The following is a 15,825-nucleotide window of genomic DNA, read 5'->3' as shown; positions in this document are numbered from 1 at the left end:
GTTCCCGCACCGCGCGAGAGGGGAACGCGTTGAACGACATAGACCCGGGTGCATCTCGGATCGCCTACGGTTCCGGGGAATCCGGTGGCTCACGCGTGCGGTTGGATGCCCCCTCGTTCGCGGCCGATCCACACCGGGCCTACGAAGACATGCGACGCCACGGCCCGCTGGTACCGGTCGAGCTCGCTTCGGGTGTGCCTGCGACGTTGGTGATCGGCTACCAGGTGGCGGTGCAGCTCCTCAACGACGAGCACCATTTCCCGGCCGATTCTCGCCGATGGGAGAAGAACGTCTCGTCGGACTGCCCGCTACTGCCGATGCTGGGCTACCGCCAGAATGCGCTGCGAACCGCGGGCGCCGAACACGAGCGGTACCGGCGGACCATCTTCGCGGCGTTGGAAACCGTCAACCTGCACAAGATGCACGACTCGGTTGCGCGGGCCGCCGAGTCGCTGATCAACAGCTTCTGTGAGCGCGGTACCGCGGATTTGCGGATGGACTACGCCTATCCACTGACCTTTCGTGTGCTCAGCGAACTGATGGGTTTCCCCGAAGGCGCCGCGGCCGAGGCTTATCAGGGGATGGCCGCGATGCTGGAGGGGGTAGGCGCCGAGGAAGGACAGCAGCGATTCGTCGAGGCTCTGATCGGAGTGGTCCGCCAGAAGCAGGTCGAACCCGGCGACGATCTGACCTCGGAGTTGCTGAGGCATCCGGACAAGCTCGATCTCATGGAGATGGTGAACCAGTCGGCGCTGCTGTTCTCGATGGGCACGGAGCCGACCTGCAATCTGATCCTCAACGCGTTGCTGCTGTTGATGACCGACGACCAATACGGTGGCGAGGTCCTCAGCGGCGCCATGACTACCCGGGATGCCATCGATGCCGTGTTGTTCGAGGACCCGCCGCTGGCGAACTGGTGCGTGAGCTACCCCAAACAGCCCCAACTCGTCCGCGATGTGTGGCTGCCTGCCGATGAACCGGTGGTGATCAGCCTGGCCGCCTGCAACAACGACCCCGCTGTGAGCGGCGACCGCAAAGGCAACCGGTCGCACCTGGCATGGGGGGCCGGTCCCCATACCTGCCCGGCGCAGTCGCTCGCCCTGACGATCGCCTCGCAGTGCATCGACGTGCTCCTCGACGCTTTGCCGGATATCCGTCCGCAAAAACCTGTGCGGCAACTGGATTGGCGGCCCGGTCAGTTCCATCGTGCCTTGGCGTCGCTACCGGTTCGGTTTCCGGCCTGCCCGCCGATGCGTTTGGCTTGATGGGTCGAAGGTTGTCCTGCACGGGTATTCGATGTATCGGTATCGGCACTCTCTGTGCCGCAACAGCATGCAGGTAACGCAATCGTGGTTGTATTGCGCAGCAATCGAATTCATGTTGTCCTGCGTCGAAAAACAAGTGGGCGCGTCGATGTTCGGATAATCTGCAGCTTGTAGCGGTCTGGAGAAGGTGTGCACCGTCCGACCGCACCGCTGTCAGGGCCTCCCATGGCTACTCATCGAAAGGCAGATCCCACAATGACAACGACCTCGCAGCATTCCGAAATCTCGACCGGGCAACAGGCCCGCGAGATTGACGCGGTCGTCGTCGGAGCCGGATTCGCCGGGCTTCATATGCTGCACAAACTGCGCGAGCTCGGGCTTTCGGTGCAGGTATACGAAGCAGGCGGCGGACTCGGTGGCACCTGGTACCGGAACCGCTATCCGGGCGCACGCGTCGATGTGAAGAGTATGTACTACAACTACTCCTTCGACCCGGAGCTCGAGCAGGAGTGGGAGTGGACGGAGAAGCTGCCGCCGCAACCAGAGTTGCTCCGCTACATCAATCACGTCGCGGACCGTTTCGATCTGCGCAAGGATGTGCAATTGCGGACCCGGGTCACCGGCGCGGTCTACGACGAGTCCACCGCGCGGTGGCGCATCACGACCGATCGGGGCGAGGTCGTCTCGGCGAGGTTCGCCATCATGGCGACGGGCTGCCTGTCGGTGCCGAAGATGGTGGAGATTCCCGGCATCGAGACGTTCCGGGGCCGCAGTTTCCACACCGGCGAATGGCCCGAGCAGGAGGTCGATTTCACCGGCCGGAGGGTCGCCGTGGTCGGCACCGGTTCCTCTGGGGTGCAGGTCATTCCGCTCGTCGCCGAATCAGCCCAGCACCTCACTGTGTTTCAGCGGACCCCGAACTATGTTCTTCCCGCCGGCAATCACCCGATCGATCCCGAATTCCAGACCCGGATCAAGTCGCGCTATCGCGAAGTGCGCAAGGCCAACCGGGAATCGTCCTTCGGAATCGCCCAGCCCGAGGCCACCAAGGGCGCGCTCGAGGTGAGCGAGGAAGAGCGAACAGCCTTCTATCGCAGGGTATGGGAAGACAAGAACAGCGAACTGGTCAGCATGCTGGTCGGATTCACGGACCTGCTCGCCGACGAAGCCGCCAACGAGACCGCAGCCCAGTTCATCCGCGACCGGATCGCCGAGACCGTGACAGATCCCGCTGTCGCCCGGCTCCTTCAGCCCACCGGCCTCTTCGGCGTCAAGCGCCCGGTCCTGGGGACCGACTATTACGAGACCTTCAATCGTCCCAATGTCCGGCTCGTGGATGTTCGCGCGACCCCGCTGACCAGGGTTACCGAATCCGGTCTCGTGACGACGCAGGAGAGTTTCGAGTTCGACGACATCATCTATGCCACCGGATACGACGCCATGACCGGCGCGCTCAACGCGATCGACATTCGCGGCCGGAATGACGCGTCGCTGCGGAAGAAGTGGGCCGCCGGGCCCGTCACCTACCTCGGTCTCGCCGTGGCAGGCTTCCCGAATCTGTTCATGCTCGCCGGCCCGGGTAGCCCGTCTGTCCTGTCGAACATGATGGTGTCGATCGAGCAGCACGTCGACTGGGTGGCGGCCGCGATCGACGCGTTGCGATCCAAAGGCATCACAACCATCGAGGCCGAGGCCGAGGCGGAGCAGGAATGGACTCGGCACGTCGACGAAGTCGGCAATATGACGCTCTATCCCAAGGTGGACTCCTGGTATGTGGGATCGAATGTGCCGGGCAAACCGAGGGTGATGTACGCCTACATCGGCGGCGTTGGAGCGTATCGCGAAAAGTGCGACCAGGTCGCCGCCGACGACTACGACGGTTTCACTCTGACCCGGTGAGCAAGGTACTGCCGGTGCAGGGACACGGCACTGTGTGCCCCTGTGGCGGTGGGGGGCGGATACGGTGCGGGCGCCGAGCACGTGGCGGTTGATCGGTCCACGGCCCAAGCCGCAAGAGAATGTGTCACTGCCGCCACGACATATGACGAATTGCCGCGCCGCCGAACAGCGGGAATGGAGCGGGTGCGCGTGTGCGTGCTGGGGTGGCGGTCGGGCACAGCGAAGCTGTGACGAGCGCCGAATCATGTTGCGCGGCTGGCAAATTCGCGGTGACGAGCGACAGCTGTCGGCGCAGCGATGACACCTGCCGAGTCGGGCGGGCACGATCATTTCACCGTGAGTTCGACCACCGGGAGGGTGAGCGGTGGTGGGTGTGAGGTTAGCCATCGCTCGGGGTCCAAGGTCACCGCGTGGCGTGGCGTAAGGCTCGTTGATCGGTGACTTCGGCCTGCGGGCGTCGAGCAGAGTGGCGGCGACGATGGAATTGTCTCCGTTTGCTGGGCGAGAGGTGACTGCGATGGGGGCGCTGTTCGGACTTGCGGCGCGTGCGCTGGTCGCGCGTGAGCGCTGATCATCCGGGGCTGCTGGACTTCCGGGTCCTGTTCCACCCCTGAGGGATCGAAGGAGCAGAAATGCACAATAAGTCGCGACTGACGATAGCGATGTGTGCCGCGTTTCTGGTGCCGGTGGTGGCGTGTTCGGGTACGCCACAGCGAACCGCGTCGCCACAGCAGTCGCAGTCCGTTCCGGCCGAGTCGACCCGAACCAACGCCATGGCGGCGATGCACGGGGAAGCATTCGCCCATGCGAAATACCGGGCGTATGCGGATCAGGCCCAGCACAGCGGCGAGCCTCGGGTAGCGCAGGAATTCCGCTCCGCGGCACAGACCGAGCTGTCGGATCATTTCACCCGCGAGGCCGATCTGGTCGGTCTGGGTGGTGACACCGCGGCGAATCTGCGTGACGCGATCGCCGGCGAATCCACTGAATCGACGACCATGTACCCGGGCTTCGCCGCACAGGCGACAGCGGCGGGTGACGCTGCTGCGGCGCAGCTGTTCTCCGCGATCGCCGGCGATGAAGCAGCGCACGCACGCGACTTCTCGATCGCCTTGGCGACCCTCACCGGTCCCGCTGCGGGCGCCGTGGTTCCGGCAGGGCCCGATGTCACCACGACGTCGATCACGCCGGGACCGGCGAAGTCGTCGGGTGCGACCCTGGCCAACCTGCGCACGGCCATGCAGGGTGAGGCGTTCGCCTTCGCGAAATACAGCCGATATGCCCGCCAGGCTCGTGAGGCGGGGAACCCGCAGATCGCGCAGCTGTTCTCCCGCACCGCCCAGGTGGAGCTCGACGAGCACTTCGCCGAAGAAGCGACGCCGGCCGGACTGGTGGCCTCCGATGTCGCCGCCAATCTCACCGACGCGATAGCAGGGGAGAAGCACGAAGCCGAGTCGATGTATCCCGACTATGCCGCCCAGGCCGACAAGGCCGGAAACCCCCAGGCGGCCGACCTGTTTCGAGAGATTGCGGCCGACGAAAAGGCCCACGAGCAAGCCTTCCAACAGGCTCTCGATGCCCTGTGACCCGCCGGGACGCTGTCGCCGGCCCAGCGGTGGATTCTGTGGCTGGCAGTGCTCGATCGCTCCGATCACGAACAGTTCACAACCCACGTCGGAGCACTCGGCCGGCCGGAGGCGGTGGTCGGATATCTCCACCCAGTGGGTAGAAGGGGATGCTCGACGGGGCGGCCGAGCACTGCCTCGAGAGCATCGTCTCGAAACGGCTGGACTCGGTCTGGCGGCCTGGTCAGCGACCGCGGTCATGGATCAAGACTGCGCTGCGCCGGTCCGCGGGCGTGGTTGTTCGCAGGACGGATTTTCCGCGAAGAGTTGCATCTGATGCATGACTCGCGCGTTGATTGATGGAAGGCGGGTTGGTACGACAATTGGGCGTTCCGGTCCGGGCCGGTCGCAACACCGCACTGGTGGACAACGCTGCCACCGTGCCCGCGAAGCTACTCAGCGACCTGCTCGGTCTGTCCATCACCGGCGCCGTTCGATGGATCCACATCGCGGCCTGCCTCCAGCAATGCCTATGCCGCCGAGGTCCTCGCCCGCCGGGCCCGGGCACGGTGATGCGCCGCAGTCTCTCAACGGCAGCAGTTGGGGTCCAAGACCACGCACAGCGCGGCGAGCGCCTCGCGTTTGGCGTGGTGGACGACGTTCATCCCGGCTCGTTCCGAATCGACCAGGCCCGCCTTGCGCAGTTGCGAAAGGTGGTGGCTGACCGTGGATTCCGACAGGCCGACCGCGGAGGCGAGGTCGCCACCGTTTTCGCCGGTGTCGGGGCTGGCCAGCAGCAGTGACATGAGTTTCACGCGCACGGGGTCGGCGAGCGCTTTCAGGCGCAGGGCGACCTCGAGGGCGGCGGTGTCGTCGACCGGGCCGGCCGCGACCGGTGCGCAGCAGACCGGGGCGGACATGTCGATCACGGGCAACGCTTTGGGCATGGCGTCCACACTACCTGTGGGATTGACATATGTCGAAAAGGTGGCAGACTCGGCGGCGTCCGCTTTTTCGACATATGTCTCACTATGGAGGTTCTCATGTCCCGCGTGCAACTGGCCTTGAATGTCGACGATCTCGAGCAGGCGATCACCTTCTACTCGACCCTGTTCAATACCGAACCGGCCAAGCGCAAGCCGGGCTACGCCAACTTCGCGATCGAGGAGCCGCCGTTGAAGCTGGTGCTGCTGGAGAACACCGGTCAGGGCGGCACGATCAATCATCTCGGTGTGGAGGTCGAGACCTCCGAGCAGGTCCACGGTGAGATCGCGCGCCTGTCGCAGGCGGGGTTGTTCACCGAGGAGCAGATCGCGACCACATGTTGTTTCGCCACCCAGGACAAGGTGTGGGTCACGGGTCCCAACGCCGAGAAGTGGGAGGTTTACACCGTGCTCGCCGATACCGAGAACTTCGGTACCGCACCGGAATTCGCCACCGGTGACAGCGAGGCGGTACAGGCATGCTGCGGCACCGGCAGCGCGGCTGAGGGCGAAACCGCTCGCGACGAGTCGAGTGCCTGCTGCACCAGCGAGGCGAAAGAGAAGGCGATCGCCTCCGGCGCCGGCTGCTGCAGCTGACACCGGCGGGCGCGGCCGCCCGCGCGGTGACACTGCCGGTGCGGGGTGGGGGACGTTTGCCTCTGCCGCGGTGCGGGGGATACGCGGTCGAATGGAACGTACGGGCCGGGATGGCCGGTCTTGGTTGTGTAGGTGGTGGTGGCGTGGGTGAGATGAAGTTTCTCGCGGGGGTGCCGCGGTTCGTGTTCTTCACCGGCAAGGGCGGGGTCGGTAAGACCTCGATCGCGTGCGCGGCGGCGGTGACGCTGGCCCGGGCGGGTCGGAGGTTGCTGCTGGTGTCGACCGATCCGGCGTCGAATGTGGGGCAGGTATTCGGTGTCACGGTCGGCAACACGGTGACCGCGATCGCGGGCGTGCCGGGGTTGTGGGCGCTCGAGATCGACCCGGAGCAGGCGGTGACCGACTATCGGGAGCGGATCCTCGCGCCGATGCGCGGTGTGCTGCCGGAGGCCGATATCGCGTCGATGACCGAGCAGTTGTCGGGTTCGTGCACGACGGAGGTGGCTTCGTTCAACGAGTTCACCGCCCTGCTCACCGACGAGACCAGCGGCTATGACCACGTGTTGTTCGACACCGCGCCCACCGGGCACACCATCCGGTTGCTGCAGTTGCCCGGCAGCTGGAGTGAGTTCCTCACCGGCGGCGGCGATGCCAGTTGCCTGGGCCCGCTGTCGGGACTGGACAAACAGAAGGCCGTGTACGCGGCCGCGGTCGACGCGCTGGCGGATCCGCACCGCACCCGCCTGGTGCTGGTGGCGCGCCCCTCGCGGTCGACACTGGCCGAGATCGCCCGCACCCGTAGCGAATTGGCCGGTGTCGGGCTCGCCGATCAGCATGTGGTGATCAACGGCGTGCTGCCCGACACCACCGATTCCGGTGATCCGCTGGTGACCGCGACCCGCCGCCGCGAACGCGCCGCGATCGAGGCCATGCCCGCGACCGTGCGGGAGCTGCCGCGAGATCTGGTCGAGCTTCAGCCCACCAATATCGTCGGTATCGATGCCCTGACGACCCTGTTCGACCCCACGCCGGCGATGCCCGCCGTGGAGGCGGCGCAGCCGATGGTGGCGGCGGTGGCTGATGCGCCGCTGGCCGGGCTGATCGAGCAGATCGAACGCGATGGGCCGTGCCTGATCATGTGCATGGGCAAGGGCGGGGTCGGTAAAACCACCGTGGCCGCCGCGGTTGCTGTCGCGCTGGCCGAGCGCGGCCACGATGTGCATTTGTCGACCACCGACCCCGCCGGCGACCTCACCGAAACCGTCGCCGGGAGCCTGGAACACCTGCAGGTCTCGCGCATCGATCCCGCCCGCGCGGTCGCCGACTACCGCGCCCGGGTCATGGCCGGCAAGGGCGCGGGCCTCGACGAGGCCGCTCGCGCCGCGCTCGCCGAGGATCTGCGCTCACCGTGCACCGACGAAGTCGCTGTCTTCCAAGCGTTCTCACACGTCATCGCCGAATCCCGGCGCCGGTTCGTCGTCATCGACACCGCCCCCACCGGCCACACGCTGCTGCTGCTCGACGCCACAGGCTCCTACCATCGCGACATCGTGCGCCAGATGGCGCCGGGCACCCGATTCGTCACCCCGCTGATGCGGCTGCAAAACCCTGAGGCCACGAAAGTTCTGCTGATCACCCTGCCCGAAACCACCCCGGTCCTCGAGGCCGCAGAGCTGCAAGCCGACCTCGAACGCGCCGGCATCCACCCGTGGGCGTGGGTCATCGACAACAGCCTCGCCGCTGCCGCACCCACCGACCCGCTGCTGCGCCGCCGCGCCGCCGCCGAACTCGACCAGATCCACAGGGCCACCACCTACACCGATCGATACGCGGTCATCCCCGCACTCGCCGAAGAACCCGTCGGGATCCCCGCACTCGCCGCACTCACCCGCCCCACCCACACTGCAGCCGGGTAACCGCGTCCCGGTGCCCGGAGGTGTCACCCAGAGTTCACTTGCCCTCGATATCGATCTCGGTCAATATCGATGTGTGTCTAATCAACGGGTGGATGTCACGGCGCTGGGCGCCGAACAGGCCGGATGCCAGGCCACAGAAACCATCGGCCGTGCACTGACCAGCGGCGAAGCCGCCGAGTTGGCCGTGATGTTCAAAGCCCTCGCCGACCCGGTGCGGCTGCGCGTGCTCTCGGCGATCGCCGCACGCGCCGGCGGGGAAGCGTGCGTGTGTGACGTCTCCGACGGTCTCGACGTCACCCAACCGACCATCTCGCATCACCTGAAGGTGCTGCGCGAGGCCGGGCTGGTCACCAGCGAACGCCGCGCCTCCTGGGTCTACTACCGCATCGTGCCCGAAGCGCTGGAGCGGCTGTCGCTCGTCCTCGGCCGCCAGGCCGGATTGGAGATGACCGCGTGAGCACCACCCAACAGGCTGCCCACCCCGCCGTGGTGGGCAAACTGTCCACCCTGGACCGGTTCCTGCCCGTCTGGATCGGCGTCGCCATGGCCGCGGGCCTGCTACTCGGGCGCCTGATCCCCGGACTCGGTGATGGGTTGTCGGCGGTCGAGGTGGACGGGATCAGCCTGCCGATCGCGATCGGGCTGCTGGTCATGATGTATCCGGTGCTGGCCAAGGTCCGCTACGACCGCCTCGACTCCGTGACCGGTGATCGCCGCCTGCTCATCGGCTCGCTGATCCTGAACTGGCTGATCGGGCCCGCGCTGATGTTCGCGCTGGCGTGGCTGCTGCTGCCGGACCTGCCCGAATACCGCACCGGGCTCATCATCGTCGGCCTGGCCAGATGTATTGCGATGGTGATCATCTGGAACGACCTCGCCTGCGGCGACCGCGAAGCCGCCGCCGTCCTGGTGGCGCTGAACTCGATCTTCCAGGTCGTCATGTTCGCCGTGCTCGGCTGGTTCTACCTGTCGGTCCTGCCCGGATGGCTCGGCCTGGAGCAGACCACGATCGACACCTCGCCGTGGCAGATCGCGAAATCGGTACTGATCTTCCTCGGCATCCCACTGGTCGCCGGATTCCTCACCCGCCGCCTCGGCGAGAAAGCCCGCGGCCGCGACTGGTACGAGTCGAAACTCCTCCCGCGGATCGGGCCCTGGGCCCTCTACGGGCTGCTGTTCGCGATCGTGATCCTGTTCGCCCTGCAAGGCCACCAGATCACCTCCCGGCCATGGGATGTCGCGCGGATCGCTTTGCCGCTGCTCGCCTATTTCGCGATCATGTGGGGCGGCGGCTACCTCTACGGCCGCACGATCGGCCTCGGCTACCAACGCACCACCACCCTCGCGTTCACCGCCGCGGGCAACAACTTCGAACTCGCCATCGCCGTCGCGATCGCCACCTACGGCGCCACCTCCGGCCAAGCCCTCGCCGGAGTCGTCGGCCCGCTGATCGAAGTCCCCGTCCTCGTCGGCCTCGTCTATGTCTCCCTCGCCCTGCGCAACCGCCTCTTCCGCACCGACACAGCCGCCGCGGATGTGGCCGAAGGGGTTTCGCGGTGACCGACGACCTGCCGGTGCCGTCGGTGCTGTTCGTGTGCGTGCGCAACAGCGGCAAATCGCAGATGGCCGCCGCGCTCCTGCGCCACCACGCCGGTGACACGATCGAGGTTCACTCCGCCGGAACCGACCCCGGCTTCGCGTTGAATCAGCTGTCGGTGCAGGTGCTCGCCGAAGCAGTTGTCGAGGTCGGTGACGAACACCCCAAACCTGTCGATCCCGAGCTGCTCGCTCGCATCGACACCGTGGTAATCCTCGGCCGCGAAGCCCGCCTCGACCCGCCGCCGGGGGTGCGGATCCTGGTGTGGGACACCGACGAACCCTCCCACCGCGGCATCGACGGCATCGACCGCATGCGCCTGATCCGCGACGACATCGCCGACCGCGTCAACTCCCTCCACACCGAACTCACCACCGCCCGGAGCGCACCGTGATCGACCGGTTCCTGCACTCCTCCTACGACGAACTCGCCGCCCGCGCCACCGTCGTCAGCTACCTGCCGCCGCTGGCCGAACGCTTCGCCCGCCAACGCCTACGTGCGCTGGCCAAAATCGAAGGCCACCCCGGCACCGGAGCACCCGCGGTGTCGTTCCTGTGCACCCACAACGCCGGACGCTCTCAGATGGCACTCGGATTCTTCACCCATTTCGCCGGTGACCGCGCCACCGGCTGGTCCGGCGGCACCACCCCCGGCGACCGCATCGAACAAGGCGTCATCGACACCATGAGCGAAGTCGGTATCGACATCACCCGGGAATTCCCCAAACCCTGGACCGAGGAAATCGTGCACGCCGCCGACATCGTCATCAGCATGGGCTGCGGCGACGCCTGCCCCACCATCCCCGGCGGCCGCTGCGAGGAATGGGACCTGCCCGACCCCACCGGCGCCGACCCCGCCACAATCCGCGACATCCGCGACGCCATCGAAGAACGCGTCCGCGCCCTCATCGCCGACCTCGACCTCACCAACTAACCAACGTTCGAAAGGCTCTGCCCCGTCATGGCATCCACCCCCAGCGTCCTGTTCGTCTGCGTCCACAACGCCGGACGCTCGCAAATGGCCCAAGGCTTCCTCACCCACCTCGCCGGCAACCGCGTCGAAGTCCGCTCTGCCGGAACCGAACCCGCCGACACGATCAACCCCGCCGCAATCCGAGTCATGGCCGAGATCGGCATCGACATCACCGCCCAAACCCCTAAAATCCTCACCCCCGACACCGTCCAAACCAGCGACATCGTCATCACCATGGGCTGCGGCGACAACTGCCCCTACTTCCCCGGCGTCGACTACCGCGACTGGAAACTCGACGACCCCGCCGGCCTCGGCATCGACGCAGTCCGACCCATCCGCGACCAAATCCGCACCCACATCGAACAACTCATCGCCGAACTGCTCCCCACATACACCACGAACTGACCAACACGACCCTCAAAGCTCGGCCCAGTACCGACGACCTATTCGACACGTTTTGATAGTTCGGCATACCGGCACCGGGCAGCCACCCCCGCAGCGGGGTGTTCGGGTCACTGATCCCGGGTGACCACACTCAGGGTGTGGAGTTGATCTACATCGGCAACGGCGGCACCGGATTCACGCTCGCGTAGCGGCGGGTGCTGCAGGCGCGAATGAGGGCCCCGGCGGCTCGGTCCGCCGGGGCCCTGTGGCCGACCGTAGGAGACGGTCATCGATCGTGTGGGCGAACGGGAAGCTGTGCCGCCGGACCGTCACGATGGCCGGCAGTGGTCCGACGTCTCCGCAGGGGCAGTGTGGAGGTGAAAGCACCGGGCTACACGGGAGGAGCTAGAGCTCGCGGCGGCCCAGCGAGGGTGGTCACGCCGGCAGGCCGGTCGGCGTGATCACCCTGGCTGGGGTCACTGAGTGACCGGCATCGGATCCTTCACGAGAGCGAGCGACGCAACGGGGGAGCCGGTGTGAGTCGCGGAGTTGGCGCGAGGCACGAGGATGTGGGTGGCGACTACGGCCCAGAAGGTGCGCCGGTCGATGATGTCGAAGTCCCAGTCCTCGACCAGGCGGTGCAGTGTGTCGACGATGGCGGGAACGTCGAAGTCGGTGGCCAGTGCGGCGCCGGTGGACTCGATGAGGCCGGTGACGTACTTGGTGGCGGTTTCCATCGTGAACATCTGTTCTCCAGATCTGCGCGGCGCGAACACCCGCATGGTTCGCGTCTGTGTGCCCCGACCTGGCGAACAGACCGCACACTGGCCCGCCGCCACATTCCTGCCCCAGCCGTTGGCCCACTATCGCGGCTGGCCAGCTGAAAGAAGGTCTGCGCCAATAGTTTTACCGCATCACCTCCAGGGTTGGGGACGCATGATGACAAATGTGTGCTTCGCCGCCGGATTGTGCGTGGGGTCGGCGCCCGGTGACGAAATGGCGAGTGAATCCTGGAACCCGTGGCGGCATACCCCTGGGGTGTAGCCGCACCGATGGGTGCAGGGCGGATCTACGCCGTGACCCAGCACGCGCCCGCGTCGGTTTCGCAATGCTGCTCGGGTTGGTGTTCTGCTGTGGGTCGGGCTTGGCCCCGGGTCACTGGATGCGATGCCGGCCCGGCGTGCTCAGCTCACGCGCAGCAAGGCCATGAACCCGTAGTCCATGTGCAGTTGCTGGTGGCAGTGCAGCAGCGACGCCCCCGTTTCGTCGGCGACGACATCGATCGCCATCTCCTGGTAGCCGCCGAGCATCACCACATCCTTGTGCAACCCCGCGGTCGGTGTCCCGGCGATATGAGTGACCTCGAAGGTATTGCGGTGCAGGTGAATCGGATGGATGTCGTCGGTGGCATTGCGGAACAGCAACCGATACCGGCGGCCGCGCGCCAAGTCGAACGCCGGTGCGCCGGTGTTCATGTCGAACGCGGCACCGTTGAGAGTCCACACGTTGAACCCGTCACGGTCGGCGTTGCGTTTCTCGATCAGCAGCTCGATCTGCTGATCCGGCGACGCCGTGCTCGCGGCGGGCCGGGTGAACAGGCGATAGTCCCACGTGAACGGCGGCGGCGGAGCCCACTGCGGCTCACCGGCGCGGCCGGCGTATTCGACGACTATGCCCATGCCGTTGGCGCGGTCGTCGTCGGACAGGTCACCGAGTATCCAGACGCCGGGGTTGGTCATCTCCACCACCGCCGAGACACGTTCGGCGGCACCGAGCCACAGCACCGGCACCCGCGCCGGGTTCGGCACCGGGTTGCCGTCCAGTGCCAGCACGGTGAAGGTGTGCCCGGGCAGCGCGAGGCTGCGGTTCTCGGTCGCGCTGCCGTTGACCACGTGCAGCAGCACCCGCTCGCCCTCCTTGACCCGGATCGGGTCGCCGTGGCCGAGCATGCGGCCGTTGATGGTGAAGGTGTCGTAGCCGACCTCGTACCCGTGCGGGCGGCCCGACGCGAGCGAGGCCGCCATCGCCGCTTCGCCTCGATCGCGCAGGTCCGCGAGCGGTTCACCGGCCAGGAAGTTCGCGGCCATGTCCCCGTCCTGGCTCGGTGTGGGACCGAACTCCTTGAGGGTGAGGATGACTTCCCGGTCGTAGGCGCCGGGATTCTGCTTCGGCTCGATGTAAACGGGTCCGACCTGGCCGTTGTACTGGCCCAACTCCAGGTTCGCGCCGGCGATCAGGTGCGTGTGATAAAACCGCAGGCCCGACGGACCGGGCGTGAACGACAACCGCCGCATCCCGTGCGCGGGGATGAACGGTGTGCCCTCCTCGCCCGAGCCGTCCACTTCCACCGGCACCGTCTGGCCGTGCCAGTGCAGCTGTTCCGGGGTGCCGGTGTCGTTGTGGACGTCGACCACCACCGGTTTTCCCTCGGCGAACCGCAGCAGCGGGCCCGGGAACTGCCCGTTGTACAGCGTGGCCGGCACCGAACGACCGGGCGCCACCTCCACCTGCCCCCGACCGATACGCAGCGTGTAATCAGCCTCGCCCGGTCCTGATGACCGGCTGCATCCCGCCACCACTGCTGCGCCCCCGGCTGCTACCGCCACGCCGGCCATACCGAAGAACTCGCGCCGGTTCACCCGCCTCACCTCGACTGCCGCCCTCTTCCGGATATCGGAACCGATGTCGCACCACGATATCGCGCACAGCCCGGCACCGTAGCAGCCACAACCGCCGGTTCGGACGTGGTCGGAACACAGCGTTCCGCTGACATTTTCGTGCGGCCCATCGCTGAAATCTTCTGCAGCGAGCTGATCGGATCTTCCTCTGCGGTGGGCCAGGTGCCCACTTTGTCGTGGCCGCCTCGGCCGGCCGAGGCGGCAGCGAACGCATGTGTGTACGCGCCGCTGTAGTGAGCGAAAATCGTTGCTGCGCAGAGAATTCGGGATCGTCCGCGTAACGGGTTACGACTATTTGCCCGGTGCCGCGCCGGAGACACTCGTGCCGTGAGCTGTCGCCGGTGGTGCCTCGCGGGGCGGGGCATCGAGGCTGGGGATCAGGAATCGTTGTAGCAGTTGTGTTTCGGTGTCGGGGTGGGCCGGCCACAGCAGCATCGAGACCATGGTTCGTATGAACCAGGTCGCGACGAGCGCGTCGTCGGGGTCGGTGCCCAACAGGTCGGCCACCAGCGCGATCAGCGCGGGTGATTCGGAGAACCCGGTGACAGCGCGGGGACCGTGCTCGGATCCCAGGAATGCGGTGACGACCGGTTCGGCTCGGGCCTCGCGTAACGCGACCGTGAGCGCGGTGTAGGTACGGTCGGTGCCGCTGCGGCGGGCGATCGCGGCTTCGACTTTCTCGATGATGCTGGTGGCGGCCCGGGCGAGCACGGTTTCGCGCAGGTGGGCGACGCCGCCGGTGTGGCGGTACACGGTGGCTCGCGAACAGTGGGCTCGCCGGGCCACGGAATCGACGGTCAGGTTGTCGAACCCCGCGCTGATGATCAGGTGTGTGGCAGCGCTGTAGATGTGGTCGGCGGCGCGATCGTGCCGATCGGTGGCCAGCAGCCAGTCCATGCCCATCGTCTCAGTATGAGACGACCTCGGCCGACGGACGGTGGGAAAACCACACGTCGGTCGATAGTGGTGAGACGAGCGAGTCGCGCCGGGCACGCCCCGTATGTGTCGACTTCGTTCGCATGTCTTGTCCGTGAGACTTCCGCGCCGACACGGTGGAGTTGTGCGCGGCGCCTTGCTCCCGAGTCGCCGCTGAGCTGTGAACGGAGACCGGAATGGCGTCACTCACGCAGGAAGCGGACACACAGGTGCTCCGATGGTCGGGGCGTCAGTGGCGCACCGTGGTCGTGTCGTGCCTGGCGGTCGCCTTGGTCATCGCCGCGATGGCCGCCCTCTACACGGCGCTGCCCGCGCTGGCGACCGACACCGGCGCCACGCAGGTGCAGGCGACCTGGATCGTCGACGGCTACACCCTGGCCCTGGCCTGTCTGGTCTTGCCCGCGGGTTCGATCAGCGATCGCTACGGCCGCCGCCGGGTACTGATCACCGGGCTCGGGGTATTCGCCATCGCCTCCGCCGTTCCACTGTTCACTTCGGCATTGGCCGGCCTGATCGCGGCTCGAGTGGTGGCCGGCGCCGGGGCGGCGATGGTGATGCCGTCGACCTTGTCGTTGATCACCGCGGGATTCCCCGAGCGGTCCGCACCCCGGGCGATCGGCATGTGGGCCGGATTCGCTGGCGTCGGCGGCATGCTGGGCCTGGTCGGGTCCGGGTTGTTGCTGCAGCACTGGTCGTGGCAGTCCATCTTCAGCGGACTCGCGGTCGCAGCGGTGATACTGCTCGCGGCAGCGTTCTCACTGCAGGAATCGCGAGCGGCAACCACGATTCGGCTGGATCCACTCGGAGCGATCACCTCGATCGCCGCGATAGGCATGCTGGTGTGGGCACTCATCGCCGCCGGCGATCGCGGATGGGGCGACCGCTGGATCCTGACCGCCATGGCCGGGGCCACGGTCGCCGCGGTGGCCTTCGTCGTCACCGAGTTGCGGGTGCGCTCGAGGGTGTCACGAGAACCGTGTAAGTCCGAAGCTAGTTCGGTACTAAATCTATTCTAGCACAATGGAATTCGGTT

General features: G+C 66.6%; 15 protein-coding genes. 11 read left to right on the top strand and 4 right to left on the bottom strand.

What is annotated here, in order from left to right:
* Positions 1 to 29 precede the first annotated feature (29 nt).
* The 3 genes from A5789_RS17060 (at position 30) to A5789_RS37350 (ending at position 4,750) form a co-directional block, all read left to right on the top strand.
* Positions 30 to 1,265 carry a cytochrome P450 gene (locus tag A5789_RS17060; protein WP_064907207.1) on the top strand — a complete coding sequence of 412 codons (1,236 nt, stop codon included), beginning with the start codon at positions 30 to 32 and terminating at the stop codon, positions 1,263 to 1,265.
* Positions 1,266 to 1,520: 255 nt separating this feature from the next.
* Positions 1,521 to 3,164: an NAD(P)/FAD-dependent oxidoreductase gene (locus A5789_RS17055; RefSeq protein ID WP_155525829.1), complete on the top strand. Its 1,644-nt coding sequence runs from the start codon at positions 1,521 to 1,523 to the stop codon at positions 3,162 to 3,164.
* A 632-nt stretch (positions 3,165 to 3,796) separates the two neighbouring features.
* On the top strand, positions 3,797 to 4,750 hold the full coding sequence (locus A5789_RS37350; RefSeq protein ID WP_082856822.1) for a ferritin family protein: 954 nt from the start codon (positions 3,797 to 3,799) through the stop codon (positions 4,748 to 4,750).
* A 566-nt stretch (positions 4,751 to 5,316) separates the two neighbouring features.
* On the opposite strand, the gene A5789_RS17045 is transcribed toward A5789_RS37350, so the two are convergent.
* Positions 5,317 to 5,676: an Rv2640c family ArsR-like transcriptional regulator gene (locus tag A5789_RS17045; RefSeq protein WP_063012086.1), complete on the bottom strand. Its 360-nt coding sequence runs from the start codon at positions 5,674 to 5,676 to the stop codon at positions 5,317 to 5,319.
* Between the two features lie 96 nt (positions 5,677 to 5,772).
* Here A5789_RS17045 and A5789_RS17040 point away from each other — a divergent pair, with 96 nt between their 5' ends.
* The 7 genes from A5789_RS17040 (at position 5,773) to A5789_RS17010 (ending at position 11,199) form a co-directional block, all read left to right on the top strand.
* Positions 5,773 to 6,309 (top strand): ArsI/CadI family heavy metal resistance metalloenzyme, encoded by a 537-nt coding sequence (locus tag A5789_RS17040; protein WP_063012088.1) that lies wholly within the window; start codon positions 5,773 to 5,775, stop codon positions 6,307 to 6,309.
* Positions 6,310 to 6,461: 152 nt separating this feature from the next.
* Complete coding sequence (gene arsA, locus A5789_RS17035; RefSeq protein ID WP_064907225.1) at positions 6,462 to 8,225, top strand: arsenical pump-driving ATPase; 1,764 nt, start codon at positions 6,462 to 6,464, stop codon at positions 8,223 to 8,225.
* A gap of 73 nt (positions 8,226 to 8,298) precedes the next feature.
* Positions 8,299 to 8,682, top strand: coding sequence for an ArsR/SmtB family transcription factor (locus A5789_RS17030; RefSeq protein WP_369817614.1), 384 nt, complete (start codon positions 8,299 to 8,301; stop codon positions 8,680 to 8,682).
* A complete protein-coding gene (gene arsB, locus A5789_RS17025) occupies positions 8,679 to 9,785 on the top strand; it encodes an ACR3 family arsenite efflux transporter (protein WP_064907206.1) in 1,107 nt (368 codons plus the stop codon). The genes A5789_RS17030 and arsB overlap by 4 nt, the downstream gene beginning before the upstream one ends.
* A complete protein-coding gene (locus A5789_RS17020; RefSeq protein WP_064907205.1) occupies positions 9,782 to 10,216 on the top strand; it encodes a low molecular weight phosphatase family protein in 435 nt (144 codons plus the stop codon). The genes arsB and A5789_RS17020 overlap by 4 nt, the downstream gene beginning before the upstream one ends.
* On the top strand, positions 10,213 to 10,755 hold the full coding sequence (locus A5789_RS17015) for an arsenate reductase ArsC (protein WP_082856823.1): 543 nt from the start codon (positions 10,213 to 10,215) through the stop codon (positions 10,753 to 10,755). Before A5789_RS17020 ends, A5789_RS17015 begins: the two co-directional genes overlap by 4 nt.
* A gap of 27 nt (positions 10,756 to 10,782) precedes the next feature.
* Positions 10,783 to 11,199, top strand: coding sequence for an arsenate reductase ArsC (locus A5789_RS17010; protein ID WP_063011963.1), 417 nt, complete (start codon positions 10,783 to 10,785; stop codon positions 11,197 to 11,199).
* A 455-nt stretch (positions 11,200 to 11,654) separates the two neighbouring features.
* On the opposite strand, the gene A5789_RS17005 is transcribed toward A5789_RS17010, so the two are convergent.
* The 3 genes from A5789_RS17005 to A5789_RS16995 form a co-directional block, all read right to left on the bottom strand.
* On the bottom strand, positions 11,655 to 11,924 hold the full coding sequence (locus A5789_RS17005) for a hypothetical protein (protein WP_063011965.1): 270 nt from the start codon (positions 11,922 to 11,924) through the stop codon (positions 11,655 to 11,657).
* 438 nt (positions 11,925 to 12,362) lie between these two features.
* Complete coding sequence (locus A5789_RS17000) at positions 12,363 to 13,793, bottom strand: multicopper oxidase family protein (RefSeq protein ID WP_064907223.1); 1,431 nt, start codon at positions 13,791 to 13,793, stop codon at positions 12,363 to 12,365.
* A gap of 354 nt (positions 13,794 to 14,147) precedes the next feature.
* A complete protein-coding gene (locus A5789_RS16995) occupies positions 14,148 to 14,759 on the bottom strand; it encodes a TetR/AcrR family transcriptional regulator (RefSeq protein WP_064923323.1) in 612 nt (203 codons plus the stop codon).
* 209 nt (positions 14,760 to 14,968) lie between these two features.
* Here A5789_RS16995 and A5789_RS16990 point away from each other — a divergent pair, with 209 nt between their 5' ends.
* A complete protein-coding gene (locus A5789_RS16990; RefSeq protein ID WP_064907203.1) occupies positions 14,969 to 15,808 on the top strand; it encodes an MFS transporter in 840 nt (279 codons plus the stop codon).
* Positions 15,809 to 15,825: the final 17 nt, after the last annotated feature.

It is taken from the genome of Nocardia sp. 852002-51101_SCH5132738 (genome assembly GCF_001665695.1).
GTDB classification, from domain to species: domain Bacteria; phylum Actinomycetota; class Actinomycetes; order Mycobacteriales; family Mycobacteriaceae; genus Nocardia; species Nocardia nova.
The sequence above is the reverse complement of the archived record's forward strand: the minus strand, read 5'-3'. Positions and strand labels throughout refer to the sequence as shown.

Coding starts and splice junctions, on each gene's coding strand:
- A5789_RS17045 (WP_063012086.1), bottom strand. CDS start 5,676: ATGCCCAAAGCGTTGCCCGTGATCGACATGTCCGCCCCGGTCTGCTGC.
- A5789_RS37350 (WP_082856822.1), top strand. CDS start 3,797: ATGCACAATAAGTCGCGACTGACGATAGCGATGTGTGCCGCGTTTCTG.
- A5789_RS16990 (WP_064907203.1), top strand. CDS start 14,969: ATGGCGTCACTCACGCAGGAAGCGGACACACAGGTGCTCCGATGGTCG.
- A5789_RS17055 (WP_155525829.1), top strand. CDS start 1,521: ATGACAACGACCTCGCAGCATTCCGAAATCTCGACCGGGCAACAGGCC.
- A5789_RS17040 (WP_063012088.1), top strand. CDS start 5,773: ATGTCCCGCGTGCAACTGGCCTTGAATGTCGACGATCTCGAGCAGGCG.
- A5789_RS17010 (WP_063011963.1), top strand. CDS start 10,783: ATGGCATCCACCCCCAGCGTCCTGTTCGTCTGCGTCCACAACGCCGGA.
- arsA (WP_064907225.1), top strand. CDS start 6,462: ATGAAGTTTCTCGCGGGGGTGCCGCGGTTCGTGTTCTTCACCGGCAAG.
- A5789_RS17005 (WP_063011965.1), bottom strand. CDS start 11,924: ATGTTCACGATGGAAACCGCCACCAAGTACGTCACCGGCCTCATCGAG.
- A5789_RS17000 (WP_064907223.1), bottom strand. CDS start 13,793: ATGGCCGGCGTGGCGGTAGCAGCCGGGGGCGCAGCAGTGGTGGCGGGA.
- A5789_RS16995 (WP_064923323.1), bottom strand. CDS start 14,759: ATGGGCATGGACTGGCTGCTGGCCACCGATCGGCACGATCGCGCCGCC.